This is a genomic window from Streptomyces sp. W1SF4 (assembly GCF_003950035.1).
In the GTDB taxonomy this organism is placed as follows: domain Bacteria; phylum Actinomycetota; class Actinomycetes; order Streptomycetales; family Streptomycetaceae; genus Streptomyces; species Streptomyces racemochromogenes.
The window spans coordinates 2,736,497-2,761,656 of the sequence record NZ_CP034350.1 but is presented as its reverse complement, the minus strand read 5'-3'; the positions used below and the strand labels follow the sequence as shown (position 1 = coordinate 2,761,656).

General features: G+C 74.2%; 20 protein-coding genes and 1 pseudogene. 10 read left to right on the top strand and 11 right to left on the bottom strand.

Annotated features, from left to right (window positions below):
- Positions 1–6: 6 nt before the first annotated feature.
- Positions 7–1,623, bottom strand: coding sequence for a carboxyl transferase domain-containing protein (locus tag D1J60_RS12805; RefSeq protein ID WP_125594125.1), 1,617 nt, complete (start codon positions 1,621–1,623; stop codon positions 7–9).
- Positions 1,624–1,722: 99 nt separating this feature from the next.
- Between D1J60_RS12805 and D1J60_RS12800 the strand changes: the two genes are divergently transcribed.
- From D1J60_RS12800 to D1J60_RS12790, 3 genes are all read left to right on the top strand, one after another.
- The gene (locus D1J60_RS12800) at positions 1,723–2,301 is read left to right on the top strand and encodes a TetR/AcrR family transcriptional regulator (protein WP_007264172.1); all 579 of its coding nucleotides are present in this window, start codon (positions 1,723–1,725) and stop codon (positions 2,299–2,301) included.
- Between the two features lie 56 nt (positions 2,302–2,357).
- Positions 2,358–3,164 (top strand): phosphatase, encoded by an 807-nt coding sequence (locus D1J60_RS12795; RefSeq protein WP_125594124.1) that lies wholly within the window; start codon positions 2,358–2,360, stop codon positions 3,162–3,164.
- Between the two features lie 193 nt (positions 3,165–3,357).
- Positions 3,358–4,182, top strand: coding sequence for a DUF4253 domain-containing protein (locus D1J60_RS12790; RefSeq protein WP_125821186.1), 825 nt, complete (start codon positions 3,358–3,360; stop codon positions 4,180–4,182).
- 4 nt (positions 4,183–4,186) lie between these two features.
- Here D1J60_RS12790 and D1J60_RS12785 read toward each other — a convergent pair whose 3' ends face one another.
- The 4 genes from D1J60_RS12785 to D1J60_RS12770 are packed head-to-tail and all read right to left on the bottom strand — an operon-like array spanning position 4,187 to position 7,658.
- The gene (locus tag D1J60_RS12785; RefSeq protein WP_164720891.1) at positions 4,187–4,594 is read right to left on the bottom strand and encodes a helix-turn-helix transcriptional regulator; all 408 of its coding nucleotides are present in this window, start codon (positions 4,592–4,594) and stop codon (positions 4,187–4,189) included.
- Positions 4,595–4,598: 4 nt separating this feature from the next.
- The gene (locus tag D1J60_RS12780) at positions 4,599–5,600 is read right to left on the bottom strand and encodes a cation diffusion facilitator family transporter (RefSeq protein WP_125821185.1); all 1,002 of its coding nucleotides are present in this window, start codon (positions 5,598–5,600) and stop codon (positions 4,599–4,601) included.
- A 19-nt stretch (positions 5,601–5,619) separates the two neighbouring features.
- A complete protein-coding gene (gene tesB, locus D1J60_RS12775; protein ID WP_125594121.1) occupies positions 5,620–6,495 on the bottom strand; it encodes an acyl-CoA thioesterase II in 876 nt (291 codons plus the stop codon).
- Positions 6,496–6,500: 5 nt separating this feature from the next.
- On the bottom strand, positions 6,501–7,658 hold the full coding sequence (locus D1J60_RS12770; RefSeq protein ID WP_125594120.1) for an acyl-CoA dehydrogenase family protein: 1,158 nt from the start codon (positions 7,656–7,658) through the stop codon (positions 6,501–6,503).
- Between the two features lie 295 nt (positions 7,659–7,953).
- Here D1J60_RS12770 and D1J60_RS12765 point away from each other — a divergent pair, with 295 nt between their 5' ends.
- Positions 7,954–9,105: a serine hydrolase domain-containing protein gene (locus D1J60_RS12765; protein ID WP_125821184.1), complete on the top strand. Its 1,152-nt coding sequence runs from the start codon at positions 7,954–7,956 to the stop codon at positions 9,103–9,105.
- Positions 9,106–9,112: 7 nt separating this feature from the next.
- Here the strand turns inward: D1J60_RS12765 and D1J60_RS12760 are convergent, their stop codons facing one another.
- Positions 9,113–10,642: a PucR family transcriptional regulator gene (locus tag D1J60_RS12760; RefSeq protein ID WP_164721054.1), complete on the bottom strand. Its 1,530-nt coding sequence runs from the start codon at positions 10,640–10,642 to the stop codon at positions 9,113–9,115.
- Positions 10,643–10,846: 204 nt separating this feature from the next.
- Between D1J60_RS12760 and speB the strand changes: the two genes are divergently transcribed.
- The 3 genes from speB to D1J60_RS12745 all read left to right on the top strand — a co-directional run bounded on the left by speB (position 10,847) and on the right by D1J60_RS12745 (position 17,470).
- The gene (gene speB / locus D1J60_RS12755) at positions 10,847–11,809 is read left to right on the top strand and encodes an agmatinase (protein WP_125595322.1); all 963 of its coding nucleotides are present in this window, start codon (positions 10,847–10,849) and stop codon (positions 11,807–11,809) included.
- A 59-nt stretch (positions 11,810–11,868) separates the two neighbouring features.
- Positions 11,869–13,554 carry a thiamine pyrophosphate-binding protein gene (locus D1J60_RS12750; protein WP_125821182.1) on the top strand — a complete coding sequence of 562 codons (1,686 nt, stop codon included), beginning with the start codon at positions 11,869–11,871 and terminating at the stop codon, positions 13,552–13,554.
- A gap of 133 nt (positions 13,555–13,687) precedes the next feature.
- Entirely contained in the window at positions 13,688–17,470 is a 3,783-nt protein-coding gene (locus tag D1J60_RS12745; RefSeq protein ID WP_125821181.1) for an ABC transporter ATP-binding protein, read from the top strand.
- A 45-nt stretch (positions 17,471–17,515) separates the two neighbouring features.
- On the opposite strand, the gene D1J60_RS12740 is transcribed toward D1J60_RS12745, so the two are convergent.
- On the bottom strand, positions 17,516–18,070 hold the full coding sequence (locus tag D1J60_RS12740) for an EF-hand domain-containing protein (protein WP_125595325.1): 555 nt from the start codon (positions 18,068–18,070) through the stop codon (positions 17,516–17,518).
- A 154-nt stretch (positions 18,071–18,224) separates the two neighbouring features.
- Here D1J60_RS12740 and D1J60_RS12735 point away from each other — a divergent pair, with 154 nt between their 5' ends.
- Complete coding sequence (locus D1J60_RS12735) at positions 18,225–18,590, top strand: hypothetical protein (protein ID WP_125821180.1); 366 nt, start codon at positions 18,225–18,227, stop codon at positions 18,588–18,590.
- A gap of 85 nt (positions 18,591–18,675) precedes the next feature.
- Positions 18,676–20,154 carry a S28 family serine protease gene (locus D1J60_RS12730; protein ID WP_125821179.1) on the top strand — a complete coding sequence of 493 codons (1,479 nt, stop codon included), beginning with the start codon at positions 18,676–18,678 and terminating at the stop codon, positions 20,152–20,154.
- A 34-nt stretch (positions 20,155–20,188) separates the two neighbouring features.
- On the opposite strand, the gene D1J60_RS12725 is transcribed toward D1J60_RS12730, so the two are convergent.
- Both D1J60_RS12725 and D1J60_RS12720 read right to left on the bottom strand, forming a co-directional pair.
- Entirely contained in the window at positions 20,189–22,009 is a 1,821-nt protein-coding gene (locus D1J60_RS12725; RefSeq protein ID WP_206436519.1) for a glycoside hydrolase family 3 protein, read from the bottom strand.
- Positions 22,010–22,068: 59 nt separating this feature from the next.
- Positions 22,069–22,980 carry a LysR family transcriptional regulator gene (locus D1J60_RS12720; RefSeq protein WP_125595329.1) on the bottom strand — a complete coding sequence of 304 codons (912 nt, stop codon included), beginning with the start codon at positions 22,978–22,980 and terminating at the stop codon, positions 22,069–22,071.
- A gap of 82 nt (positions 22,981–23,062) precedes the next feature.
- Between D1J60_RS12720 and D1J60_RS12715 the strand changes: the two genes are divergently transcribed.
- The gene (locus tag D1J60_RS12715; RefSeq protein ID WP_125821178.1) at positions 23,063–23,989 is read left to right on the top strand and encodes an EamA family transporter; all 927 of its coding nucleotides are present in this window, start codon (positions 23,063–23,065) and stop codon (positions 23,987–23,989) included.
- On the opposite strand, the pseudogene D1J60_RS12710 reads toward D1J60_RS12715, so the two are convergent.
- Both D1J60_RS12710 and D1J60_RS12705 read right to left on the bottom strand, forming a co-directional pair.
- A pseudogene (locus D1J60_RS12710) lies at positions 23,940–24,431 on the bottom strand (GNAT family N-acetyltransferase); the annotation flags it as partial. The gene D1J60_RS12715 and the pseudogene D1J60_RS12710 overlap by 50 nt on opposite strands.
- 67 nt (positions 24,432–24,498) lie before the next feature.
- Entirely contained in the window at positions 24,499–25,020 is a 522-nt protein-coding gene (locus tag D1J60_RS12705; protein ID WP_125821176.1) for a DUF937 domain-containing protein, read from the bottom strand.
- Positions 25,021–25,160 lie beyond the last annotated feature (140 nt).

Genomic DNA, 25,160 nt, shown 5'->3' with positions numbered 1-25,160 from the left:
CTCACGTCACATACGGAAGATGCCGAAGCCGGAGTCGCCCAGGGGGGCGTTCGCGCACGCGGTCAGGGCCAGTCCCAGCACCTGCCGGGTCTCCAGCGGGTCGATGACCCCGTCGTCCCACAGCCGCGCGGTGGCGTAGTAGGCGTTGCCCTGCTCCTCGTACTGGGCGCGGACCGGGGCCTTGAAGGCCTCCTCGTCCTCGGCGGGCCACTCCTGGCCGGCGCCCTCGATCTGGTCGCGCTTGACGGTGGCCAGCACCGAGGCGGCCTGCTCGCCGCCCATCACCGAGATCTTGGCGTTGGGCCACATCCACAGGAAGCGCGGCGAGTACGCCCGGCCGCACATCGAGTAGTTGCCCGCGCCGTAGCTGCCGCCGACGACCACGGTCAGCTTCGGGACCCGGGCGCAGGCCACCGCGGTGACCATCTTCGCGCCGTGCTTGGCGATGCCGCCCGCCTCGTAGTCGCGGCCGACCATGAAGCCGGAGATGTTCTGGAGGAAGAGCAGCGGGATGCCGCGCTGGTCGCACAGCTCGATGAAGTGGGCGCCCTTCTGGGCGGACTCGGCGAACAGGATGCCGTTGTTGGCGATGATCCCGACCGGGTGGCCGTGGATCCGGGCGAAGCCGGTGACCAGGGTCTGCCCGAACTCCGACTTGAACTCCTGGAAGCGGGAGCCGTCCACGACGCGGGCGATGATCTCGCGGGCGTCGTAGGGGGTGCGGGAGTCGACGGGGACGGCGCCGTACAGGCCGTACGGGTCCACCTTGGGCTCCTCGGGAGCCTCGACCGACCAGGGCAGGGCCCCGCGCGCGGGCAGGGTCGCCACGATGTTCCGTACGATCCGCAGCGCGTGCGCGTCGTCCTGCGCGAGGTGGTCCGTGACGCCGGAGACGCGCGAGTGGACCTCGCCGCCGCCGAGCTCCTCGGCCGTGACCACCTCCCCGGTGGCGGCCTTCACCAGCGGCGGGCCGCCGAGGAAGATCGTGCCCTGGTTGCGGACGATGACGGCCTCGTCGCTCATCGCCGGCACGTACGCCCCGCCGGCCGTGCAGGAGCCGAGGACGGCGGCGATCTGCGGGATGCCGGCCCCGGACATGCGGGCCTGGTTGTAGAAGATCCGGCCGAAGTGCTCCCGGTCGGGGAAGACCTCGTCCTGCATGGGGAGGAAGGCGCCGCCGGAGTCGACCAGGTAGAGGCAGGGGAGACGGTTCTCCAGGGCCACCTCCTGGGCGCGCAGGTGCTTCTTCACGGTCATCGGGTAGTACGTGCCGCCCTTGACGGTGGCGTCGTTCGCGACGATCACGCACTCGCGCCCGCTGACCCGGCCGATGCCCGCGATCACCCCGGCGGCGGGGGCCGCGCCCCCGTACATGCCCTCGGCGGCCAGCGGGGCCAGCTCCAGGAACGGCGAACCGGGGTCGAGGAGGGTGTCCACCCGGTCGCGGGGGAGCAGCTTCCCGCGCGCGGTGTGGCGGGCGCGGGCCTTCTCGCCGCCGCCGAGGCGGGCCGCGTCGAGCCGGGCGCGCAGGCCTTCGGCCAGTTCGCGGTGGGCGGCCTCATTGGTCCGCCAGGCCTCGGACGCCGGGTCCGCGGCGCTCGTCAGCACTGGTGCCTGCTGCATCGGTCGAGCTCCCTTGCTCGTGCACGCTTTGTTAATGACCGTTAACGCGTTTGGGTTCAGGTTAACGAGCGCTAACCGCCCTGTCTAGAATGGATTTCCATGAGCACCAGAGCGGCCACCCCGACCCGTCGTGAGCAGATCCTCAGTGAGGCCGCTCGTCTCTTCGCGGAGCGCGGCTTCCACGGCGTCGGCGTGGACGAGATAGGGGCGGCGGTCGGCATCAGCGGCCCCGGCCTCTACCGGCACTTCGCCGGGAAGGACGCCATGCTCGCCGAGCTCCTCGTCGGGATCAGCGAGCGGCTGCTGACCGGCGGCCGGCGGCGGGTCGAGGAGGCCGCCGGGGACCCGGAGGCGATCCTCGCCTCCCTCGTCGAGGGGCACATCGACTTCGCCCTGGACGACCGGGCGCTGATCACCCTGCACGACCGCGAACTCGACCGGCTGCGCGAGGCCGACCGCAAACTCGTGCGCCAGCTCCAGCGGCAGTACGTCGAGCTGTGGGTGGAGGTCGTACGGGAACTGCACCCCGAGGTCGGCGAGGCGGAGGTGCGGGTGGCCGTGCACGCCGTCTTCGGCCTGCTGAACTCCACCCCCCACCTGGCCGCGCCGGGCCGCGAGGCCACCGAGTCCCTGCTGCGCAGGCTGGCCAACGGGGCCTTCGGGGCGCTGTCGGGGTGAGGCCCGGCTCGAGGGGTGCTTGGTGGAACGGACGCCTCCGGGCGGGCGGCGGCAGAATGGGCCGCATGCCGAAGCCGATAGAGACGCCCGTACCCAGCCGCGCCGAACTCATCGACCACCTGGTCCGCACGCGGATCGCGGGGCAGGTCGCCACCCCGCGCGAGAACAACCTCTCCCACTACCGCAAGCTCGCCAACGGCGACCGGCACTACTGGCTCGGCCTGGAACTCGGCGACCGCTGGGCCGACGAGCAGGACGTACTGGCCGTGATGGCCGAGCGCGTCGGCGTCGTCGACGACCCGGCCCACCGGACCGGCCAGGACACCATCGACCCCGAACTGACCCTCGCCGGCCTGGACCGCATGGCCGCCCGGCTGCACAAGGCCGCTCTCGACCGGCACAGCGTGCTGCTGGCCACCGGCCACCCCGGCGGCCTGCTCGACGTCCACCGCGCCACCGCCGACGCGCTGCGCGCCGCGGGCTGCGAGATCGTCCGGATCCCGTCCGGCCTGGTCGCCGACGAGGGCTCGGTGTGGCAGTTCGCCGACGTGGCCGTGCTGGAGCGGGGCGCGACCCTGTGGCACACCCACTCCCCGGCCCCGATGGCCGCGATCCTGGACGGCCTCGCGGCGGAGGGCCGCCCGCAGCCCGACCTGGTCGTCGCCGACCACGGCTGGGCGGGCTGCGCGGCGCAGCGCGGGCTGGATGCGGTGGGGTACGCGGACTGCAACGACCCGGCGCTGTTCCTCGGCGAGGCGGAGGGCACCCTCCAGGTCGCCGTCCCCCTGGACGACCACGTCCGCGACCCGCGCTTCTACGACCCGATGGTGGCGTACCTCCTCGCGGCGGCGGGCCTGCGTTAGGCCTGGCCGGGCGGGGTGCGGGACCCCTGCCCGGCCCCGGCCTGCCCTGGCCCGGCCCCGGCTTGGCGGGCCGGCCCTGCGGCATCGGCTTGCCCCGGCCCAGGCTCGGCGGCCTGGCCGCGCCGTCCCGGCCCAGCGGCGCCGGCTCGCGGTTCGGTGGGGGTGTCGGGGGGGCGGCGGTACGGTCAGCGGCATGGTCGATGTGCCGAGCCCGTGGTCCGCGTTCGATGCCGCCGGCGGGATCGCCGGGCTGCCGCCGGGGGGTCTCGTCACCCGGCCGGTGCGGCGCGGGCCGCTGCGGCGGGTGCGGTACGAGGCGCTGCTGTGGCTCTCCGACGGGCCGGTGGACGCCCCGGCCGCCGCGTACCCGGTTCCCGCCGGGCTGCTTCCCGTACTGCTCCACGACCGGTACGGGCCGCGGGAGTGGTGGCGGGACGAGGACCACGTGGAGCCGGAGCGCTGTTCCGACCCGGGCGACCACGACGCCCGGACCGTGTTGCGGGAGTACTGGGACGCCGTCGTCCCCGACCCGGAGGAAGGGGAGGAGGGCGCGGAGCTGATCGCCCCCTTCGGCCGGGCCTGGCCCGGGGCCGCCCGGTCCGGCACCCCGACGGCGGAGCCCGGGGCGGCCGCCGACGCGGTGGCGGGCGGGCTGCTCGCGCGGGGGTGGCTGGGTGACGGCCCCCGGCTCGCGCTGGCCCCGGCCGGGCGCGGGGCCGATCTGCCGGCCGCGATCGGCTGGCGCGGTCCCGTCCACCACGAGGGCGACACCGCCCGGATCTGCGCCGTGCTGCGCTCCTGGGAGGACCGCTTCGGCGCCCGCGTCCTCGCCCTCGGCTTCGACCGGCTCGACCTCTCGGTGGCGGCCCCGCCCCGCACGCTCGCCGAGGCCCTCCCGGTCGCCGCCGAGCACTTCGCGTTCTGCCCCGACAACGTCCGGCAGGGCTCCGGCACGGTCCGTGCCTACGCCGCGCAGGCGCTGGTGGGCACGGCCCACTGGTCGTTCTGGTGGGACTGACCGGTCAGCCGGCGTGGGGGCCGTTCCTGACCGGCCGGGTGTGGACCTTCGAGACGCAGGCCGGCAGGGCCGCGTCCGCCCCGTGGTCACGGGCCCGGTACGCGCTCGGGCTCTCGCCCACCAGCTCCGTGAACCGCGCGCTGAACGACCCCAGCGAGGTACAGCCCACCGCGAAGCACACCTCCGTCACCGACTGGTCGCCGCGCCGCAGCAGCGCCTTGGCCCGCTCGATCCGGCGCGTCATCAGGTAGCTGTACGGGGTCTCCCCGTAGGCGGCGCGGAAGCTGCGCGAGAAGTGCCCCGCCGACATCAGCGCGACCTGGGCCAGCGCGGTGACGTCGAGCGGCTCCGCGTAGTTGCGGTCCATCAGGTCGCGGGCCCGGCGCAGTCGGGCGAGGTCCTCCAGGTTCACCCGGTCAGCCTTGCACAGCCCCGGGCGGTAGCGAAGGTTCCGCCGCGGATGCGGGCGGCGGGGTCGGCGTCGGGTCCAGGTAGACCCGGCGGACCGCCGGCCACCGCTCCCGCAGCTGGGCCTCCGCGTCCTCGCAGGCCGCCTCCACCTGCCGGGCCGACGCCAGGTCGTGGAAGTCCACCTTCGCCGCGATCAGCACCTCGTCCGGCCCCTGCACCAGGGTGGTCAGCTCCAGCACCCCCTCGACGTGCGGGACCGACAGCAGCTCCTCGCGCACCTCCGCCCGCATCGCCGCGGGCAGCGGCCGCCCGATCAGGTACCCCGCGTTCGAGCGCCCCAGCTCCCACGCCACCGCCACCAGCAGCGCCCCGATCAGCAGGGAGGCCACCCCGTCGTAGACGCCCGACCCCGTCAGCTGTGCCCCCAGCAGCCCGCCCGCCGCCAGCACGAGGCCGGCCAGCGCGGCGGCGTTCTCCAGCAGGACCGCCTTCACCGCCGTGTCCGGGGTGTGCTTCACGTACAGCCCCAGCGGCGCCCGCATCCGCGCCGCCTCGCCGGTCACCTGCCGCCACGCCACCAGCAGCGAGTACCCCTCCAGGACGAACGCGACCGCGAGGACGGCGTACGAGAACACCGGGTCGCGGGGGTCCTCGCCGTGCACCAGGGTGTGGATCCCGTCGTAGACGGCGAAGACCGCACCGCCCGCGAACGTGGCGATCGAGGCGAGGAGCGCCCAGATGTAGCGCTCGGGCCCGTACCCCAGCGGGTGCGCCTCGTCGGCGGGGCGGGCGCTGCGTCTGAGGGAGGCCAGCAGCAGCACCTCGGTGACGGTGTCGGCCACCGAGTGCGCGGCCTCGGACAGCATCGCGCTGGACCCGCTGACGATCCCGGCGACGGCCTTCGCGGCGGCGATGGCCAGGTTGGTGACCACGGCGACGACCACCGTGGTGACGCTCTCGGATCCCGCCCCGTCGGCTGCGACGTCGGATTCGGCTACGACCGGCATGGGCCGACGGTATGTCCGCTCAGCCGCGCGGGACGCGCACGACACCTTCCTGGATGACGGTGACCGCCAGGCGGCCGTCCTGGGTCCAGATGCGGGCCTGTCCCAGGCCCCGTCCCGCGGACGCCGAGGGGGACTCCTGGTCGTACAGGAGCCATTCGTCGGCGCGGAAGGGACGGTGGAACCACATGGCGTGGTCCAGCGAGGCGCCGACCACGTCGCCGACCGCCCAGCCGCCCCGGCCGTGCGCGAGCAGCACCGAGTCCAGCAGGGTCATGTCGGACACGTAGGTGGCCAGGCAGATGTGCAGCAGCGGGTCGTCCGCGAGCTTGCCCTGCGTGCGGAACCAGACCTGGGAGCGGGGCTCCCGCGGCTCGCCGACCGAGCCCCACGGCGGGGTGGTCGCGTACCGCAGGTCCACGGCGCCGCGCGCCTCCAGCAGCCGCTCGACGGTGCCGGGGTCCCGGAAGACGTCCCGGTGGGCGGGCAGCGCCTCGGCCGCCGTCGGCAGGGACTCCGGGTCCGGCGCGGCCGGCATCACGGCCTGGTGCTCCATGCCCTCCTCGTACGTCTGGAAGGACGCGGAGAGGTGGAAGATCGGCTGTCCGTGCTGGACGGCGACCACGCGGCGGGTGGTGAAGGACCGCCCGTCGCGGATCCGGTCCACGGAGTACACGATCGGCGCGCCGGAGTCGCCGGTGCGCAGGAAGTACGAGTGGAGCGAGTGCGGCAGCCGGTCCGCGGGCACCGTGCGGCCGGCCGCGACCAGTGCCTGGGCCGCGACCTGGCCGCCGAACACGCGCGGCACCAGGGAGGTGCGGCTCGTGCCGCGGAAGATGTTCTCCTCGATCTGCTCCAGGTCGAGCAGATCGAGGAGGTCCGCCAGCGAGTCGTTCAAGTGGGTTACAGGCCCATCGACTTCGCGATGATCGACTTCATGATCTCGCTGGTGCCGCCGTAGATGCGGTTGACGCGGTTGTCGGCGTACAGGCGGGCGATCGGGTACTCGTTCATGTAGCCGTAGCCGCCGTGCAGCTGGAGGCAGCGGTCGATGACGCGGTGCGCGACCTCGGTGCAGAAGAGCTTCGCGGAGGCGGCCTCGGCCGGGGTCAGCTCGCCGGCGTCCAGGGCCTCCAGCGCGCGGTCGGCGACGGCCTGGGCCGCGTCCACCTCGGCCTGGCAGGCGGCCAGCTCGAACTTGGTGTTCTGGAAGTGCGAGACCGGCTTGCCGAAGACGGTGCGGTCGGTGACGTACTGCTGGGCGAACCGGACGGCCGCGGCGGCCTGGGCGTAGGCGCCGAAGGCGATGCCCCAGCGCTCGGAGGCCAGGTTGTGGCCGAGGTAGTAGAAGCCCTTGCCCTCCTCGCCGAGCAGGTCCTCGACCGGGACCTTGACGTCGACGAACGCCAGCTCGGCGGTGTCGGAGGTCTTCAGGCCCAGCTTGTCGAGCTTGCGGCCGATCGAGTAGCCCTCGGACTTGGTGTCCACGGCGAAGAGGGAGATGCCGAAGCGGCGGTCCTCGGCCGACGGGGCGGAGGTGCGGGCGCAGACGATCACGCGGTCGGCGTGCACGCCGCCGGTGATGAAGGTCTTGGAGCCGTTGAGGACGTAGTGGGTGCCGTCCTCGGAGAGCTTGGCGGTGGTCTTCATGCCCGCGACGTCGGAACCGGTGCCCGGCTCGGTCATCGCCAGCGCCCACATCTCCTCACCCGAGACGAAGTTCGGGAGGAAACGCTTCTTCTGCTCGTCGGTGGCGAGCATCTTGATGTAGGGCAGGGCGAGCAGCACGTGCACGCCGGAGCCGCCGAAGTTGACGCCCGCGCGGGAGGTCTCTTCGTAGAGGACGGCCTCGAACTTGTGGGTGTCCAGGCCCGCGCCGCCGAACTCCTCGGGCACGTTGATGCCGAAGATGCCCAGCTCGCCGAGCTTGTAGTAGAAGTCGCGCGGCGCCTGGCCGGCCTGGAACCACTCGTCGTAGACGGGGACGACCTCGGCCTCGATGAAGGCGCGGAGGGTCTCGCGGAACGCCTCGTGGTCCTCGTTGAACACCGTACGGCGCACGGCCGGCTCCCTTCGTCGCGGCGGTCCGCCGCCCATGTCTAAGCGCTTGCTCATAGCTAAGTTACCGGCGGGTTGTCGATCCTGTCCATAGCGGGTCGGTCACACCGTCCGACGCCGCCCGGAGGCGGGCCGCCCCCGGGGCCGGACCCCGGGATCACCCTGAGGCGGACGGCCCCGTCCCGGAGGGGAAAGGGGCCGTCGGGGTCCTCTGCGCGCAGGATCCGGCGGGGCGGCGCGCTCACCAGGATGGACCTGTCCGAACGAACGCCGCCGAACCGAGCCCACCGGAGCCGCAGTGAACCGACGCACCCGCACCGCCCTGGCCGCAGTCCTGCTCCTCGGCCTCGCCGCCGGACCCGTGACCGCCACCGCCGCCCTCGCGGCGCCGTCCGCCCCGGGCGCCGCCGAAGGCAGGGCCGCCGACGGACAGGGCCCCGACGTGGCGGCCCTGCGCGCCGGGATCGCCGGGCTGCCCGACCGGGACGCGACCGCCGCGCTGATCCGCGTGGGCGGCGACGGCCGGTGGACCGGCACCGCCGGCGTGCGCGACCTCAGGACCGGGGCCCCGGCCCTGGCCGACGCCCGCTTCCGGGCCGGCTCCACCACCAAGGTCGTCACGGCCGCCCTCGTCCTCCAGCTCGCGGCCGAGGGCAAGGTCGACCTCGGCGCCCCCGTGAACACCTACCTGCCGGGCCTGGTCCCGGCGAGCTTCACCACGCCCGTCACCGTCCGCCACCTGCTGAACTTCACCAGCGGCATCCAGCCCGGGGCCTCCTTCGGCGACACCGTCGAGGAGGAGTACCCGCACCGCTTCGAGACCCTCCCCTACCAGGAGGTCGTGGCCGGGGGCCTGTCCAAGGGCCCCGCGTTCGAAGCGGGCACCAGGCAGCAGTACGGCAACATCGGCTACACGATCCTCGGCATGCTGGTGGAGAAGGTCACCGGCGACTCGTACGCCCACCAGGCCGAGGTCCGGATCTTCCGCCCGGTCGGCATGACCGGCAGCTCCTTCCCCAGGGGCGCCGACCCGCGCATCCACGGCCCGCACAACCGCGGCTACCAGCTGATCGGCGGTGAACAGGTGGACGTCACCGAATGGAACATGACGGACCGCTTCGCCGCGGGCGACATGATCTCCACCACCCGGGACCTGGAGCGCTTCGTCTTCGCCCTGTTCCGCGGCCAGGTCGTACCCGAACCGCAGCTGAAGGAGATGTTCACCGTCCCCGATCTCCCCGGTGCCACCCGCAGCGCCGGTCTGGAACGGCTCGTCGTCAAAGGCAGGGAGGTCTGGGGCAAGACCGGAGCCCGCCCCGGCTACCACACGGTCATCGCCGCGACCCGGGACCTGTCCCGCACCCTCGTCTACTCCGTCAACAGCACGGACGCCAAGAGCGACGGCCTGAAGATCGTCCAGCGCTTCGGGCTCGCCGCGTTCAACCGCTGAGCCGGCCTCACGGCAGGCGGCGCAGCGCGAACCACAGCTCCATGCGGGTGTCCGGGTCGTCGAGGTCCCGGTCCAGCAGTGCCGCGCAGCGGGCGACGCGCTGGCGGACGGTGTTGCGGTGCAGGCCGAGGGCGGCCGCGCTGCGGTCCCAGCTGCCGTGGTGGGCCAGCCACCCGCGCAGGGTGTCCCGCAGGGCGGGGGAGAGGGGCTCCAGCAGGGCCTCGGCGTGGGCCCGCGCCTCTTCCTCGCCGACCAGGCCCGCGAAGCCGGGGTCCGTGTGCCGCGACAGCGGGGTCCGCGCCGCCTCGGCACGCGCGAGGGCGCGGCGGGCCTGCGCCGCGGCGGTGGCCAGGGCGCCGGGCGCGGCCGGGGCGCTGACCCCGAGCCGCCAGCCGGGCTGCGGGCCGGGCTCGCGGTCGGTGAGCAGGCGTACGCCGTCCCCGCGCGGGTCCAGCAGTACGGTGCCCAGCGCGGCGGCGAGGGCCCGGGGGTCGCCGTCGCCGCGGGCGTGGACCGCGTACCAGGGCCCGGGCGCGAGCGCCCCGGCCGGATCCCCGTCCAGCAGCAGCCGGGTCAGGGCCGCCGCCTCGTCCCCGGCGGGGTGCTCCGCGGTGACCAGGCTCAGCAGTACGGCGGCGATCGAGGCGATGGTGTGGTCGCCCGGGGTCCGCCCCGGGGTGGCCAGGGCCAGCACCCGCCCGCCGCCGACGGCGTACGCGGCCAGGCTCACCGGGCCGAGCGCATCGGTGGCGGTGGCCGCCGCCCCGGGCCCCACCCGCCGCACCAGCGCGGCCAGGGCCCCGAGCACCTCCGCGTCCGGAACGCCCCCGGCGGCGGCGACGGCGCCCGGAACCGTGTCGGTGCCTCCGCCGGCCGCGGGCGCCGCGGGAACCCCCGCCGAAGCTGCGGCCCGGGCGGCACCCGGAGCGGCACCCGGGGCGGTTCCGGCGGCCCGGGCGGTACCGGTGCTCCGGGCTCCCCCGGCGGGGCCGGGGGCCCCGGCCCCGGCCCCCGGCCCGGCGGCCGGGTCGAGCAGGGCGGCCCAGCCGGTCAGGCTCGCCGCCAGGCGGGACAGCAGCGCCGGGACCGGGTCCGGGCGGGCCGCGGCCGCCGCCAGGGCCTGCTGCGCCTCCGCGACCCGGCGCAGCTCCCGGGTACGGGCCTCCGCCATCAGCCGCCCGACGCTGCGGGCGACCGCCGTGAACGGGGTCCCGGGCGGGACCTCGACCAGCGGGAGCCCGTACCGCTCGCACGCCCCGGCCAGGCCCGGCGGCACCACCTCGTGAACCGGGGTCACGCCGAAGCCGAGCGCGGCGGCCCCCGCGCGGGCCAGCCGGGCGACGTAGCCGGCGGCGCCGGCCTCCGTCAGCTCGGCCCCGGCCGTCAGCAGGAGTTCACCGCCCAGCAGGTAGGGGGAGGGGTCCGCCATCTCGGAGGCGTGCACCCCGTGCACCTCCGCCACCGCCGGACCCGCGAGGTGCCGCAGCCCGAGCCCCCGCTCGCCGAGCAGCGCCGCCAGCCCCACGGGCGGCGTCATCGGCTCACCGGCGGGCGCCGACGCCGGCACCCCCGCCCGCGGCCCGTCGCCGGGGCTCGAGGGGACCCCGAGCGGAACCTCCGCCATGGATACTCCGTACATTCCAGTGCTGCCCGATGGATGAAACGTACCCTCCCCACCCCCGCGCGGCACGCTTACGCTCGAAGGACCGCACCAGCAGGACCACCAGAAGGGCACCCCCCCATGAGCACGCAGCCGCGCGGCCCCGTCGACTCCTCCCGCATCCCGCGCTACGCGGGCCCGGCGACCTTCGCCCGCCTGCCGCGCCTCGACGAGGTCGGCTCCGCCGACGTCGCCGTCGTCGGCGTGCCCTTCGACTCCGGCGTCTCCTACCGCCCCGGCGCCCGCTTCGGCGGCAACGCCATCCGCGAGGCCTCCCGCCTGCTGCGCCCGTACAACCCGGCCCAGGACGCCTCCCCGTTCGCCCTCGCGCAGGTCGCGGACGCCGGTGACATCGCGGTGAACCCCTTCAACATCAACGAGGCCGTCGAGACGGTCGAGGCCGCCGCGGACGAGCTCCTCTCCTCCGGCTCCCGCCTGATGACCCTCGGCGGCGACCACACCATCGCCCTCCCCCTGCTGCGCTCGGTCGCGAAGAAGCACGGCCCGGTCGCCCTGCTCCACTTCGACGCCCACCTCGACACCTGGGACACCTACTTCGGCGCCGAGTACACCCACGGCACCCCGTTCCGCCGCGCCGTCGAAGAGGGCATCCTCGACACCGAGGCGCTCTCCCACGTCGGTACCCGCGGCCCGCTGTACGGCAAGCAGGACCTCGACGACGACGCCAAGATGGGCTTCGGCATCGTCACCTCCGCCGACGTCTACCGCCGCGGCGCCGACGAGGTCGCCGACCAGCTGCGCCAGCGCATCGGCGACCGCCCGCTGTACATCTCCATCGACATCGACGTGCTCGACCCGGCCCACGCGCCCGGCACCGGCACGCCCGAGGCCGGCGGCATGACCTCCCGCGAGCTGCTGGAGATCATCCGCGGCCTGTCGTCCTGCAACCTGGTCTCGGCCGACGTCGTCGAGGTCGCCCCGGCGTACGATCACGCGGAGATCACCTCGGTCGCGGCCTCGCACACCGCGTACGAGCTGACCACGATCATGAGCCGTCAGATCGCCGCCTCCCGCCAGGGCTGAACCCCCGCCGCGGCGGCGAGGACGGTGCGGCAGCCGAGCACGAAGGGCACCCCACACCCGTGACGCACGACCACGACCTGGTACTCCGTCCCACCGAGGCCCAGACGGCGGCCGCCCTGGCCCCGCCGCCGGGCCGCACGGGCGGGGACCTGGTCGTGGAGACGCTGCGCGGGCTCGGCGCCACCACCGTCTTCGGCCTGCCGGGCCAGCACGCGCTGGGCCTCTTCGACGCCGTCGGCCGCTCCGACCTGCGCCTGGTCACCCTGCGCACGGAGAACAACGCCGGCTTCGCCGCCGACGCGTACGGGCGCCTCACCGGCGAGGCCGTGCCGCTGCTGCTCTCCACCGGGCCCGGGGCACTGATGTCCCTGCCCGCCCTCGCGGAGGCCGCGGCCGCCTCCGCGCCCGTCCTCGCGATCTCCTCCCAGGTCCCCACCGCGGGCCTGGGCGGGGGCCGCCGGGGCCACCTGCACGAGCTGCGGGACCAGTCGGCGTCCTTCCGCGACGTGGTGAAGTCCGTCCACACCGCCCGCACCCCCTCCCAGATCCCCTCCGTGATCGCCGAAGCCTGGGAGTCCGCGCTGAGCGCCCCCCACGGCCCGGTCTGGGTCGAGATCCCCGAGGACGTGCTGCGCGCCGGGACGCTGATCCCCGAGGTCACCGGCATGGACGCGACCCCGCACGAACTGGCCCCGCGCCCGGAGCTCACCGCACTGGCCGCGCACTGGCTCTCGAAGGCCTCCCGCCCCGTGATCATCGCGGGCGGCGGCGTGGTCCGCGCCGACGCCGCCGGCAAGCTCCGGCAGCTCGCGGAGCGCCTGAACGCCCCCGTCGTCACCACCTTCGGCGGCAAGGGCGCCTTCCCGTGGAACCACCCGCTCTCCCTGCGCTCCTGGCTGGAGGACCGCCACACGACGGACTTCCTGGAGGACGCGGACGTCCTCCTCGTCGTCGGCTCCGGCCTGGGCGAGCTGTCCTCGAACTACCACACGTTCTTCCCCACCGGCCGGGTCGTCCAGATCGAGGCGGACCTCGGCAAGCTGGAGTCCAACCACCCGGCCCTCGGCATCCACGCCGACGCCCGCCTCGCCCTCCAGGCCCTCCTGGAGACGGTCGAACCCCGTGAGGACGACGAGGCCCCCGAGCGGGTCCGCGGGCTCCTCGCCGCCGTCGAGGACCGCCTCGCCCCGCAGGACGTCACCCTCGAACGGGAACTCCTGGACTCCATCAGGCAGGCCCTGCCGCCCCGCTCACCGTCCTTCTGGGACATGACGATCCTGGCCTACTGGGCCTGGTCCGCGTTCGACCCGAAGCACCCCAACACCATGCACTCGGCACAGGGCGCGGGCGGCCTCGGCTACGCCTTCCCGGCGGCCCTGGGCGCGGCGGTCGCCGAACCCGGCGCCCCCGTCCTCGCGGTCTCCGGCGACGGCGGCGCCATGTACTCCCTCTCGGAGCTGGCCACCGCCAGGGAACACGACCTGGACGTCACCTGGCTGATCGTCGACGACGGCGGCTACGGCATCCTCCGCGAGTACATGACGGCCTCCTTCGACGGCCGCACCACGGCCACCGAACTGACCCGCCCGGACTTCACCGCCCTGGCGGCCTCCTTCGGCGTCCCGGCGTCCACCACCACCCCGGACACCCTCCGCGAGGACCTCACCCGGGCCCTGAAGACCCCGGGCCCCTCGGTCCTGGTCCTCCCGGCCACCCTCAAGATGTTCGCCCCGACCCACCTCTAGCCCGTGTCTAGCCCGTCCGGGCGAAGTCGCCGAGCCCTCCCGGAACACCGGTGCGATTGTTGCAGCGGGATGAAATCCCCCGGTGGGGGCGTTGGGGGAGGCGGCAGGACAGGACCTACGGGGAGGCGACCACGTGACGGCGGCGCAGGCTGGGGAGACAGCGGCTGGTGAGAAGCGGGGCTGGGGCAGACGGCTGGCCGCCTACACCTGGCGGTACAAGGCCAACGTGCTCCTCGCGCTCGGCTCCTCGCTGGCGGGCATGGCCGTCATGGCACTCGTCCCCCTCGTCACCCGGGTCATCATCGACGACGTCATCGGCGACGAGAGCAGGCCCATGGGGCCCTGGGCCGGCCTGCTCCTGGGCGCCGCCCTACTGGTCTACGTACTGACCTACATACGCAGGTACTACGGCGGCCGCCTCGCCCTCGACGTGCAGCACGACCTGCGCACCGACATGTACGACACCATCGCCCGCCTCGACGGGCGCCGGCAGGACGAGCTGTCCACCGGACAGGTCGTCGGCCGGGCCACGAGTGACCTCCAGCTGATCCAGGGGCTGCTCTTCATGCTGCCCATGACCATCGGGAACTTCCTGCTCTTCGGGATATCCCTCGGCGTCATGCTGTGGCTCTCCCCGCTGCTGACCCTCGTCGCGCTGCTGATGGCCCCCGCCCTCTGGTTCATCGCCAAGCGCAGCCGCAGGAAGCTCTTCCCCGCCACCTGGTACGCCCAGCAGCAGGCCGCGGCCGTCGCCTCCGTCGTCGACGGCGCGGTGACCGGCGTACGCGTCGTCAAGGGCTTCGGGCAGGAGGAGCAGGAGACCGGCAAGCTGCGCGCGGCCGGCCGCCGGCTCTTCGGCGGGCGGATGCGCGCCATCCGCATGAACTCCCGCTACACCCCCGCCCTCCAGGCCGTCCCCGCCCTCGGACAGGTCGCCGTCCTGGCCCTCGGCGGCTGGATGGCCACCCGGGGACAGGTCACCCTCGGCACCTTCGTCGCCTTCTCCACCTACCTCGCCCAGCTCGTCGGCCCCGTCCGCATGCTCGCCATGGTGCTCACCGTCGCCCAGCAGGCCCGGGCCGGAGCGGAGCGGGTCTTCGAGCTGATCGACACCGAGCCCGACATCCGCGAGGGGACCGAGGAGCTCCCCGCCGACGCACCCGCCACCGTCGAGTTCGAGGACGTCCGCTTCGGGTACGAGCCCGGCCGCCCCGTCCTCGACGGGTTCTCCCTCGCCCTCGCCGAGGGCGAGACCGTGGCCCTCGTCGGCGCCTCCGGCAGCGGCAAGTCCACCGTCTCCCTGCTCCTGCCGCGCTTCTACGACGCCGACCGCGGCACCGTCCGCGTCGGCGGCCGTGACGTGCGCGATCTGACCTACGACTCGCTGCGCGGCGCCATCGGCCTGGTGCCCGAGGACTCCTTCCTCTTCTCCGACACCATCCGCGCCAACATCGCCTTCGGACGCCCCGGCGCCTCCGAGGAGGAGGTCCGGGCCGCCGCCCGCGCCGCCCAGGCGGAGGGCTTCATCGAAGCCCTCCCCGCCGGCTACGACACCAAGGTCGGCGAGCAGGGCCTGACCCTCTCCGGGGGCCAGCGCCAGCGCGTCGCGCTCGCCCGCGCCATCCTCACCGACCCCCGCCTGCTGCTCCTGGACGACGCCACCTCGGCCGTCGACGCCCGCGTCGAGCACGAGATCCACGAGGCGCTGCGGGCCGTCATGGCGGGCCGCACCACCCTGCTGATCGCCCACCGGCGCTCCACCCTCGCGCTCGCCGACCGGATCGCCGTCATGGAGCACGGGCGGCTCGCCGACATCGGCACGCACGAGGAGCTGGAGCGCCGCTCCCCGCTGTACCGGCGGCTGCTCACCGACCCGGAGGTCCTCGGCGCGCACTCGCCGCGGACCCCGGACGCGCCGGCCATGGCGGAGTTCGAGCGGGACCTGGAGAAGGACATCGAGCTCGAGGCGGAGATCGACTCCGAGCCGGTGAACGCCAAGCGGCGCGTGGCCGGCGTCACCCCCGAGCTGTGGCGCCGCGAGGAGCGGACCGAGGCCGAACCGGCTCCGGGCGCCACGCCCGAACTGCTGGCGCAGGTGGCCGCGCTGCCGGCCGCCGACGACGAGCCGGGTGTGGACGAGGCCCGGTCCGCGGCCGCCGAGGAGAGCTACGGCCTGCGCAGGCTGCTGGCCGGCTTCTGGGCCCCGCTCGCCGTCAGCCTGGGCCTGGTCGCCCTCGACGCGGGCGCCGGGCTGCTGCTCCCCGTCCTGATCCGGCACGGCATCGACCAGGGCGTCGAGCAGGCCGCGCTGGGCGCGGTGTGGGCGGCGTCCCTGCTCGCCCTCGCCGTGGTCCTCGGCCAGTGGGCCGCGCAGTTCGCGGAGACCCGGATGACCGGGCGCACCGGCGAGCGCGTGCTCTACTCCCTGCGCGTCAAGATCTTCGCGCAGCTCCAGCGGCTCGGCCTGGACTACTACGAGCGCGAGCTCACCGGCAAGATCATGACCCGGATGACCACCGACGTGGACTCCCTGTCGAGCTTCCTGCAGACCGGGCTGGTCACCGCCGTCGTCTCCGTCCTGACCTTCTTCGGCATCCTGGTAGCCCTGCTGGTCCTCGACGTCGAACTCGCGCTGATCGTCTTCGCCACCCTGCCCGTGCTGGTCATCGGCACGGTCGTGTTCCGCCGCAAGTCGGTCGCCGCGTACGAGCTCGCCCGCGACCGGGTCAGCCTGGTCAACGCCGACCTCCAGGAGTCCGTGGCCGGCATCCGGCTGGTGCAGGCCTTCCGCCGGCAGGAGGCGGGCCGGGCCCGGTTCGCCGAGCGCAGCGACGCGTACCGCGAGGCGCGGGTGCGCGGCCAGTGGCTGATATCTGTCTACTTCCCCTTCGTGCAGCTGCTGTCCTCGGGCGCGGCGGCGGCCGTGCTGATCGTCGGCGCGGGCCGGGTCGAGGCGGCCACCCTCACCACGGGCGCGCTGGTGGCGTACCTGCTGTACATCGACCTGTTCTTCGCGCCGGTCCAGCAGCTGTCCCAGGTCTTCGACGGCTACCAGCAGGCCACCGTCTCCCTCGGCCGGATCCAGGACCTGCTGCGCGAGCCCACCACCACCCCGCGCCCGGCCGAGCCCCGCGAGGTCACCGCGTTGCGCGGGGAGATCGCCTTCGAGGGCGTGCGCTTCCGGTACGGCACCGCGGAGGAGCGCGGGAGCAAGGGCGAGGCGCTGGCCGGGATCAGCCTGCGGATACCCGCCGGGCAGACCGTCGCCTTCGTCGGTGAGACCGGGGCGGGCAAGTCCACGCTGGTCAAGATGGTGGCCCGGTTCTACGACCCGACCTCCGGCCGGGTCACCGCCGACGGCACCGACCTGAGGGAGCTGGACCTGACGGCGTACCGACACCGGCTGGGGGTCGTCCCCCAGGAGCCGTACCTCTTCCCGGGGACGGTCCGCGACGCCATCGCCTACGGGCGGCCCGGGGCGAGCGACGCCGAGGTGGAGGCCGCCGCCCGCGCGGTCGGCGCCCACGACATGATCGCCACCCTCGACGGCGGCTACCTGCACGCCGTCGCCGAGCGCGGCCGCAACCTCTCGGCGGGCCAGCGCCAGCTGATCGCGCTGGCCCGCGCCGAGCTGGTCGACCCGGACGTGCTGCTGCTCGACGAGGCCACGGCGGCCCTGGACCTGGCCACCGAGGCGCAGGTCAACCAGGCCACCGAACGCCTCGCGGGCAAGCGGACCACCCTCGTGGTGGCGCACCGGCTGACGACCGCGGCCCGGGCCGACCGGGTGGTGGTCATGGACCGGGGCCGGGTCGTCGAGGACGGCAGCCACGCGGAACTGCTGGCCCGCGGCGGGCGGTACGCGGTGCTGTGGCAGACCTTCGCCGGCGAGGACGAGGCGGCCGCCGCCGCGTAGCCGGCCGGCCGCCGCGGCCGCGGCCGCGGGAGGGCGCCCCCGGGATCAGAGCTCGCCGAAGAGCAGGTTCCCGGGGGCGTCCTCGTCGTCACCGGTGTAGTACTCGCGCACGGCGTCGAGGAGTTCGTCCACCGACAGGTACCCGTCGTGGTTCTTGTCGATCTTCGCGAAGAGGGTGTCCGCGTCGGCGGGCTCCAGCCGGGTGTCGAAGGCCAGCTGCGCCTTGTGGAACTCCTCGGGGCTGATGTGTCCGTCGCCGTTGGTGTCGGCGACCGTGAGGATGGCCTTCATCATCGGCCGGAAGGACTTCTCGTAGGCCGGGCCGCCGTCCTTGTACAGGCGGGTCATGCCGTCCCGGTACTGCGCCGGGGTCAGCTTCTGGTCCTGGCCGACGCCGAGCTCGTTGAAGAGGTCCACCCAGAAGTCGGTGAGCCCGCGGAACACCTCGGCCGCCTTGGGGGAGTCGGCGGGTTCCGACAGCGCCGTCAGCAGCCGCGACCCGAGCGCGATCATGTCCTTCTCGTCGATCACGCCGTTGTCGTCGGCGTCCAGGTGGGCGAACGCGCGCTCCAGCTTGCGGTCGAGCAGATCGGTCGTCATGTCGGCTGCCTTTCACGGCTACGGTGTGCATTCGGTCGATCGCCCAGGGTAGTGCAACCTTCCGGGTCGGCTGAGCGTCGTACGTGCGTACGTGTTACGTACGACCGATCGGGGGGACAGGATGAGGCAGGACCGCGGGCGTCGGGGACGGGCCGTGTCCCTGGGGGTGTTGGGGGGCGCGCTGTGGCTCGCGGTCGGGGGAGTCCTCGCGGCGCCCGCCGCGTCGGCGGCGACCGGCGGCTGTGCCGGCCAGCTGGTCAAGGCGATGCCGCTGCCCGGCGGCGAGGTGCGGGTGTTCAAGAGCCGGACCCAGGTCTGCGCGATGACCGTCGCCCTGCGGCCGGGGGAGCGCCGCCACATGGCCGTCAGCGTTCAGCCGCGCGGCGGGGTGCCGGTGGGCGATGCGGGGCAATTCACCCGCTACGCGGGCCCCGTCACCGTGGGCGCGATCAGCCGGTGTGTGTATGTAAGGGGCGAGATGGCGGCCGGATCCGTCGAATCTGGCTGGATCCTGTGCTGAGCCGGCGTCCCAACTGGGGCTGTTCACGGACGCGTTGATCCCGCTAGGTTCACGGGCGACCACAGTGAACTCAAGGGGAGGGTGAATGCGCAAGACGCTTGGCCGGATACTGCCCGTCGCGGTGCTGATCGGTGCCGCGGGCACGGCCGGTCTCACGGCTCAGACGGCCACCGCCGCAGAGCCGGCCGCCGCCACGCGGGCCACCGCGGGACAGGCATCCGCCGCGGACATCAAGGACCAGATCCTCGCGATCCCGGGCATGAGCCTGATCGAGGAGAAGCCGTACCCCGGCTACCGGTTCTTCGTACTGAACTACGAGCAGCCGGTCGACCACCGGCAGCCGTGGAAGGGCACCTTCAAGCAGCGCGTCACCCTGTTGCACAAGGACGTCTCCCGCCCCACGGTGTTCTTCACCTCGGGCTACAACGTCAACACCAACCCGCGCCGCGCGGAGCCGACGACCATCATCGACGGCAACCAGCTGTCCATGGAGTATCGATTCTTCAACCCGTCCCGCCCCGACCCGGCGGACTGGTCGAAGCTCGACATCTGGCAGGCGGCCAGCGACCAGCACCGCCTCTTCACCGCCCTGAAGAAGATCTACCCCAAGAACTGGCTGTCCACGGGCGCCAGCAAGGGCGGCATGACGGCGACGTACTTCGAGCGCTTCTACCCGCGCGACATGGACGGTGTCGTCGCCTACGTGGCGCCCAACGACGTCGTCAACAAGGAGGACTCGGCCTACGACCGGTTCTTCGGCAAGGTCGGCACCAAGGAGTGCCGCGACAAGCTGAACAACGTCCAGCGCGAGGCCCTGATCCGCCGCGAGCCGCTGGAGGCCAAGTACAAGGCCGCCGCGGCCGAGAACGGCTGGACCTTCAACACCGTCGGCAGCCTCGACAAGGCCTTCGAGGCCGTGGTCCTCGACTACACCTGGGCCTTCTGGCAGTACAGCCTGCTCGCCGACTGCGCCACGATCCCGGACGCCAAAACCGCCACCGACCAGCAGATCTGGGACACGGTCGACACGATCTCCGGCTTCTCGGCCTACGCCGACCAGGGCCTGGAGACGTACACGCCGTACTACTACCAGGCCGGCACGCAGCTCGGCTCGCCCGACATCAAGCAGCCCCACCTCAAGGGCCTGAGCCGCTACGGCTACCAGCCCCCGCGCAACTTCGTGCCGCGCGACATCCCCATGACCTTCCAGCCGGCGGCCATGGCGGACGTGGACAACTGGGTCCGCAACAACGCCCACCAGATGCTGTTCGTGTACGGGCAGAACGACCCGTGGGGCGCCGAGCCCTTCCACCTCGGGTACGGGACGCGCGACAGCTACGTGATGACCGCTCCGGGCGCCAACCACGGGGCCAACGTCGCCAAGCTCCAGGACGGCGAGAAGGCCCTCGCGACCGCGCGGATCCTCCAGTGGGCCGGCGTCGCCCCCGCGGCCGACGTGTTCCGCACCGACGGCGCCGCCGCCCCGCAGGCGGTGGCCCCGCTCGCCGCACCGGACCCGGTGCTCGACCAGACCGACCTGCGCCGCGACTCGCTGCGCCGGTAGGGGTCCCCGACGGGCTGTCGTACGGGGGCGCGCCTCAGTACGACAGCCCGTGGCCCAGCGGGTAGCGGCCCGGGACGGGCACCGGGAGCCGGCCCGACGGCCGGCTCGCGCCCGTCAGCACCCGGGCCGCCGCCCGCATCTCCACGTCCGTCCACGTGTACGTGGCCACCTCGGCGGCGCACCGGGGCAGGCGCGCCGGGTCGTACGGGTTGCGGACCGCGAGCAGCACCACCGGGACGCCCGTCGCGACCAGCTCCGCCACCAGCGCGCGTTGCGGACTCTCGCCCTCCGGGACGTTGTACGTGCACACCAGCACCGCCGCGTGCCCCGGCGCGGCCGCCGCCGCCCGCTCGGGCGGCAGGGCCTGCGCCCGGCACCCCAGGGCGGTCAGCTCCCGCGCCAGGACCGCCGTCGGGGGGCCCGTGGTGCCGGTGGGGGAGACCGGGTCGGTGCCGGTGACCAGCAGCTTCGGCCCGGCCGACGCGTCCAGCGGCAGCAGCCCGCGCGGATTGGCCAGCAGCGTCGTCGTACCCGCCGCGACCGCGTCGGCGGCCGCCAGGTGCCCGCCCGTCCCCACCGCCGCGTCCACCGCCGCGTCGGAGGTGTACGGGTCCTCGAACAGGCCCCGGCGGGCCTTCAGCTCCAGGACCCGCAGCACCGACTCCTCGACCCGGCCGCGCGACAGCTCGCCCGACTCCACCGCCGCCCGCACCGCGCGCTGCGCGAGGCCCAGGTCCGGCGCGTTCAGCAGCAGGTCGCAGCCCGCCTTCAGGGCCAGCACCGGGACCCGGTCGTCCCCGTACTTCTGCCGGACCCCCGCCATGTCGAGGGCGTCGGTGACCACCACCCCGCGGAATCCCAGCTGTTCGCGCAGCAGGCCGGTCACGATGGGCCGCGAGAGGGTCGCCGGGTCCCCCGAGGGGTCGAGGGCGGGGAAGACGATGTGCGCCGTCATGATCACGTCCACGCCCGCGCGCACCGCCGCCCGGAACGGCGGCGCGTCCAGCTCCTCCCACTGGGCGCGGGAGTGCCGCATCACCGGCAGCCCGACGTGGCTGTCGGTCTCGGTGTCCCCGTGTCCCGGGAAGTGCTTCGCCGCCGCCGCCACCCCCGCCCCCTGGTAGCCGCGCACCTGGGCCGCGGCCAGGGCCGCGACGGCGGACGGGTCGGAGCCGAAGGAGCGCACGCCGATCACCGGGTTGGCCGGGTTCACGTTCACGTCGGCCACCGGAGCCCAGTCCTGCCGGATGCCCAGCGCCGCCAGCTCCGTCCCCGCCACCCGGGCCGCCCGCAGGGCCCCCTCGGCGGAGCCCGCCGCGCCCAGCGCCATCGCCCCCGGCAGCAGGGTCGCGGGCCGGCCGATCCGGGCGACGGCCCCGTGCTCCTGGTCCACCGACAGCAGCAGCGGGATCCCCGCCCCCGAGTCCGCGGCGGCCCGCTGGAGCCCGTTGGACAGGGCGGCGATCTGGTGCGGGTCACGCGTGTTGTGGGCCCACGCGAAGTAGACGACCCCGCCCAGGTGGTAGCGGGCCACCAGCTCGGCGGCGGTGCGCACCCCGAAGTGCTTCAGGTTCAGCTCGGCGTCCGCCGGGTCGGGGTCCGTCGCCGAATGCCCGTAGGCCCGGGACACGAACAGCTGCCCCACCAGCTCGGGCAGCCCGAGCCCGGAGACCAGCGCGCGCAGCCGCTCCCGGTCCGGGCCGCGCCCCGGCGGCCCGCCGGGGGCCCGGGAGTCGTCCGGGGTCCCGGGAGCGGCGGTGGAGGCCGTGGAGGCGGCCCCGGCGGCTCCGGCGGCCGTGACGGCGGCCATCGCGGCGGCGGCGAGCAGGGCCCGGCGGGAGGCGTGGTTCGGCACCCGTGGGACCCTACTGCCGTACCCGGCGCCACGCCTGACGGACACTCGGGAATGGCCCGTTAGGGACGCTCCCGCGCCGCCGTCCAGTGGCCCTGGAGGGTGCGCACGGTCTCGGTGATCGCGGGCCGGCGGGCCGCTCCCGTCCGCCACAGGGCGTACAGCCTGCGCACCGGCCCGGGCTCCAGCCGTACGGCCACCGCGCCCGGCGGCAGCGCCCCGGTACCCAGCCGGGGAACGACCGCCACCCCGAGGCCGGCCGCGACCAGCGCGACGATCGTGTGGTTCTCCTCGGCGGTGTGCGCGATGTCGGGCTCGAACCCCGCCGTGCGCATGGTCCGCACCAGCCAGTCGTGGCACACCCGCCCGGGCGGCTGGCACACCCACCGCTGGCCCCCCAGGTCCGTCCGGCGCACCGCCCGCCGGGTGGTGAAGGGGTGTCCGGCCGGGACCACCAGATCGCAGGGGTCGTCGCCGATGACGGCCTGCTCCACGCCCTCGGGGGCGGGCAGCGGGGCGATGTCCCAGTCGTGGGCCACCGCCAGGTCGGTGACGCCCCGGGCGACCAGGTCCACCGACAGGTGGGGGTCGACCTCCGTGAGGCGTACGTCCAGCGCGGGATGGCGTCGCGCCAGCTCGGCCAGCACCCCCGGCAGCAGGCCGCGCGCCGCCGACGCGAAGGCCGCCACCGTCAGCAGGCCGCTCGGCCGGCCGCGCCGCTCCTCCAGGGTGGTCTCGGCGCGCTCCACGATCGCCAGCAGCTCACGGGCGGTGTCGGCCAGGTGGCGGGCCTCCTCGGTGAGCGCGACCCCCCGCCCGCGCCGCTCCAGGAGCGTCGTGCGGGTCTCCCGCTCCAGCTTGGCGATCTGCTGCGAGACCGCGGAGGGGGTGTAGCCGAGGGCGGCCGCCGCGCCCGCGACCGAACCGTGGACGGAGACGGCGTGCAGGGCGCGCAGCCGGGACAGGTCGAGCATCCGCCAATCGTAAGCACTGCTTCATCCATCCCGGTAGGGATCCGCGCTGGTGCTACATGATCCGGGCGTCGATGCTCGGAGCATGCGTCCCGTACACACCGCACTCGCCGTACTCGTCGCCGCCGTCTGGGGCTTCAACTTCGTCGTCATCGAGATCGGCCTCGGCCACTTCCCGCCCCTGCTCCTGTCCGCGCTGCGCTTCCTCGTGGCCGCGCTGCCCGCCGTGTTCTTCGTGGGGCGCCCCAAGGTCGCCTGGAAGTGGGTCCTCGGGGTCGGCGCCGCCCTCGGCATCGCCAAGTTCGGGCTGCTGTTCACGGGCATGGCGGCCGGCATGCCGGCCGGGCTGTCCTCGCTCGTGCTCCAGGTCCAGGCCGTCTTCACCGCCGCCCTGGCCGCCGTCGTGCTGCGCGAGCGGCCCGGCCGGGTGCGGCTGCTGGGCATGGCCGTGGCGCTGGCGGGGATCGCGGTGGCCGCCGTCGACCGGGGCCTGTCCGGGCCCGTCACCGGCTTCGTCCTGGTCGTCGCGGCCGCCGCCTGCTGGGGCGTGTCCAACGTGCTCACCCGCAAGGCCGCCCCGCCCGACGCGCTGAACTTCATGGTGTGGGTGTGCACCGTCCCGGTGGTCCCGCTGTTCGGGCTCTCGCTGCTGCTGGAGGGACCCGGCCGGGACCTGGCCGCGCTGCGCGCCCTGGACTGGTCCGGCGTGGCCGTCATCGGCTACGTCGCCTGGGTGTCCACGGTGTTCGGCTTCGGCGCCTGGGGCTACCTGCTGCGCCGCTACCCGGCCTCGTCCGTGGCGCCGTTCTCGCTGCTGGTGCCGGTGTTCGGGATGTCCTCGGCCGCGCTGGTGCTCGGCGAGGGGATCTCGGGGCCGCGCTGGGTGGCGGCGGTGCTGCTGGTCGGCGGGGTGGGCCTGACCTCGCTGGCCCCCGCGCGCGCGAAGACCCGTACGGGCCCGGTCAGCGCGGGGGGTCCTCGCGCAGCGGCAGCCGCCAGTCCTGCCCCGTGAGGGAGACCCCGTACGAGCGGTGCGGGCGCTCGGCGACCAGGGTGAAGCCGGCCCGCTCGTAGAGCGAACGGGCCGCGGTCAGCACGTCGTTGGTCCACAGCACCAGCTCGCGGTAACCGGCCGAACGGGCGAAGGCGACGACGGCGGCGATGAGCAGGGTGCCCACCCCGAGGCCGCGCCCGGCGGGGTCCACGAGCAGCAGCCGCAGCCGGGCCGTGCCGGGCGAGCCGTCCTCGCGCACGCACATCACCGAGCCGACCGGCTCGCCCTCGTACTCCGCGATCCAGACCCGCTCCCGGTGGGGGTCGTGGTCCTCGGCGAAGTCCGCGACGATCCGCGCCACCAGCCCCTCGAACTCCTGGTTCCAGCCGTACTCGGCGGCGTACAGCGCGCCGTGGCGCTGCACGATCCAGCCCAGCTCACCGGGCCCCGGTTCCCGCAGCCGCACCGCCGCGGCGGAAGTCTCCATGGCTGCCGAGGATAGCGCGGGGCCGACGGGCGGGACGTGGCTACTTCCTGCCGCCCAGGATCTGTCCCAGCAGGTCGCCGAGGCCGGGACCGTCGGAGGCCGCGGCGCCCGGGGCGGCGGCACCCGGGGCCCCGGCGGTGGCGGAGCCCCTGCCCGCGGCGCGCTTGGCGAAGACGGCCATCACCACGGGGATCAGCAGCTCGATGACGCGCATGACCGTCGGCGCGGGGATGCCGGTCTTCTTCGAGACGGCGTTGGCCACCGGCCTGCTCACCTTGGAGAGCACCCCGGCCATCATCCCGCCGCCGAGCAGGCCGCCGAGGCCGCCGCCGAGGGTGGCCACGCCCTGGAGCGGGGGCTCGGACACCTCCGCGAAGGCCTGGCGGACCTCGTCGTCGCCGGCGTCGGCCTTCTCCTGGAGACCGCCGGTCATCGCCCCGACGGTCTGAGAGACGGTCGCGCGGGCGTCGTCGGTGTCGGTGCCGAGCAGGGTGGCGATCTCCTGGAGCCTGTCCTCGCCCAGTTCGCCCAGTACGTCGTCCTCGAAGGAAGAGTCGCTCATGCCGGAAACGCTACGTGTGCGGTGATTTCACGGCACCTCGGAGTACTCCCCGGGTGGCTGAACGTAATGGAAAGGTAAAGCTGTGATTCCGCATGCAACCCTCCGGGCGCCACGCGGGTCGTATGGAACGTCGGGACTTC

Coding starts and splice junctions, on each gene's coding strand:
- D1J60_RS12780 (WP_125821185.1), bottom strand. CDS start 5,600: ATGCCGGTCGTAGCCGAATCCGACGTCGCAGCCGACGGGGCGGGATCC.
- D1J60_RS12720 (WP_125595329.1), bottom strand. CDS start 22,980: ATGCTCGACCTGTCCCGGCTGCGCGCCCTGCACGCCGTCTCCGTCCAC.
- D1J60_RS12760 (WP_164721054.1), bottom strand. CDS start 10,642: ATGACGCCGCCCGTGGGGCTGGCGGCGCTGCTCGGCGAGCGGGGGCTC.
- D1J60_RS12715 (WP_125821178.1), top strand. CDS start 23,063: ATGCGTCCCGTACACACCGCACTCGCCGTACTCGTCGCCGCCGTCTGG.
- D1J60_RS12740 (WP_125595325.1), bottom strand. CDS start 18,070: ATGACGACCGATCTGCTCGACCGCAAGCTGGAGCGCGCGTTCGCCCAC.
- D1J60_RS12800 (WP_007264172.1), top strand. CDS start 1,723: ATGAGCACCAGAGCGGCCACCCCGACCCGTCGTGAGCAGATCCTCAGT.
- speB (WP_125595322.1), top strand. CDS start 10,847: ATGAGCACGCAGCCGCGCGGCCCCGTCGACTCCTCCCGCATCCCGCGC.
- D1J60_RS12705 (WP_125821176.1), bottom strand. CDS start 25,020: ATGAGCGACTCTTCCTTCGAGGACGACGTACTGGGCGAACTGGGCGAG.
- D1J60_RS12795 (WP_125594124.1), top strand. CDS start 2,358: ATGGGCCGCATGCCGAAGCCGATAGAGACGCCCGTACCCAGCCGCGCC.
- D1J60_RS12790 (WP_125821186.1), top strand. CDS start 3,358: ATGGTCGATGTGCCGAGCCCGTGGTCCGCGTTCGATGCCGCCGGCGGG.
- D1J60_RS12805 (WP_125594125.1), bottom strand. CDS start 1,623: ATGCAGCAGGCACCAGTGCTGACGAGCGCCGCGGACCCGGCGTCCGAG.
- D1J60_RS12730 (WP_125821179.1), top strand. CDS start 18,676: ATGCGCAAGACGCTTGGCCGGATACTGCCCGTCGCGGTGCTGATCGGT.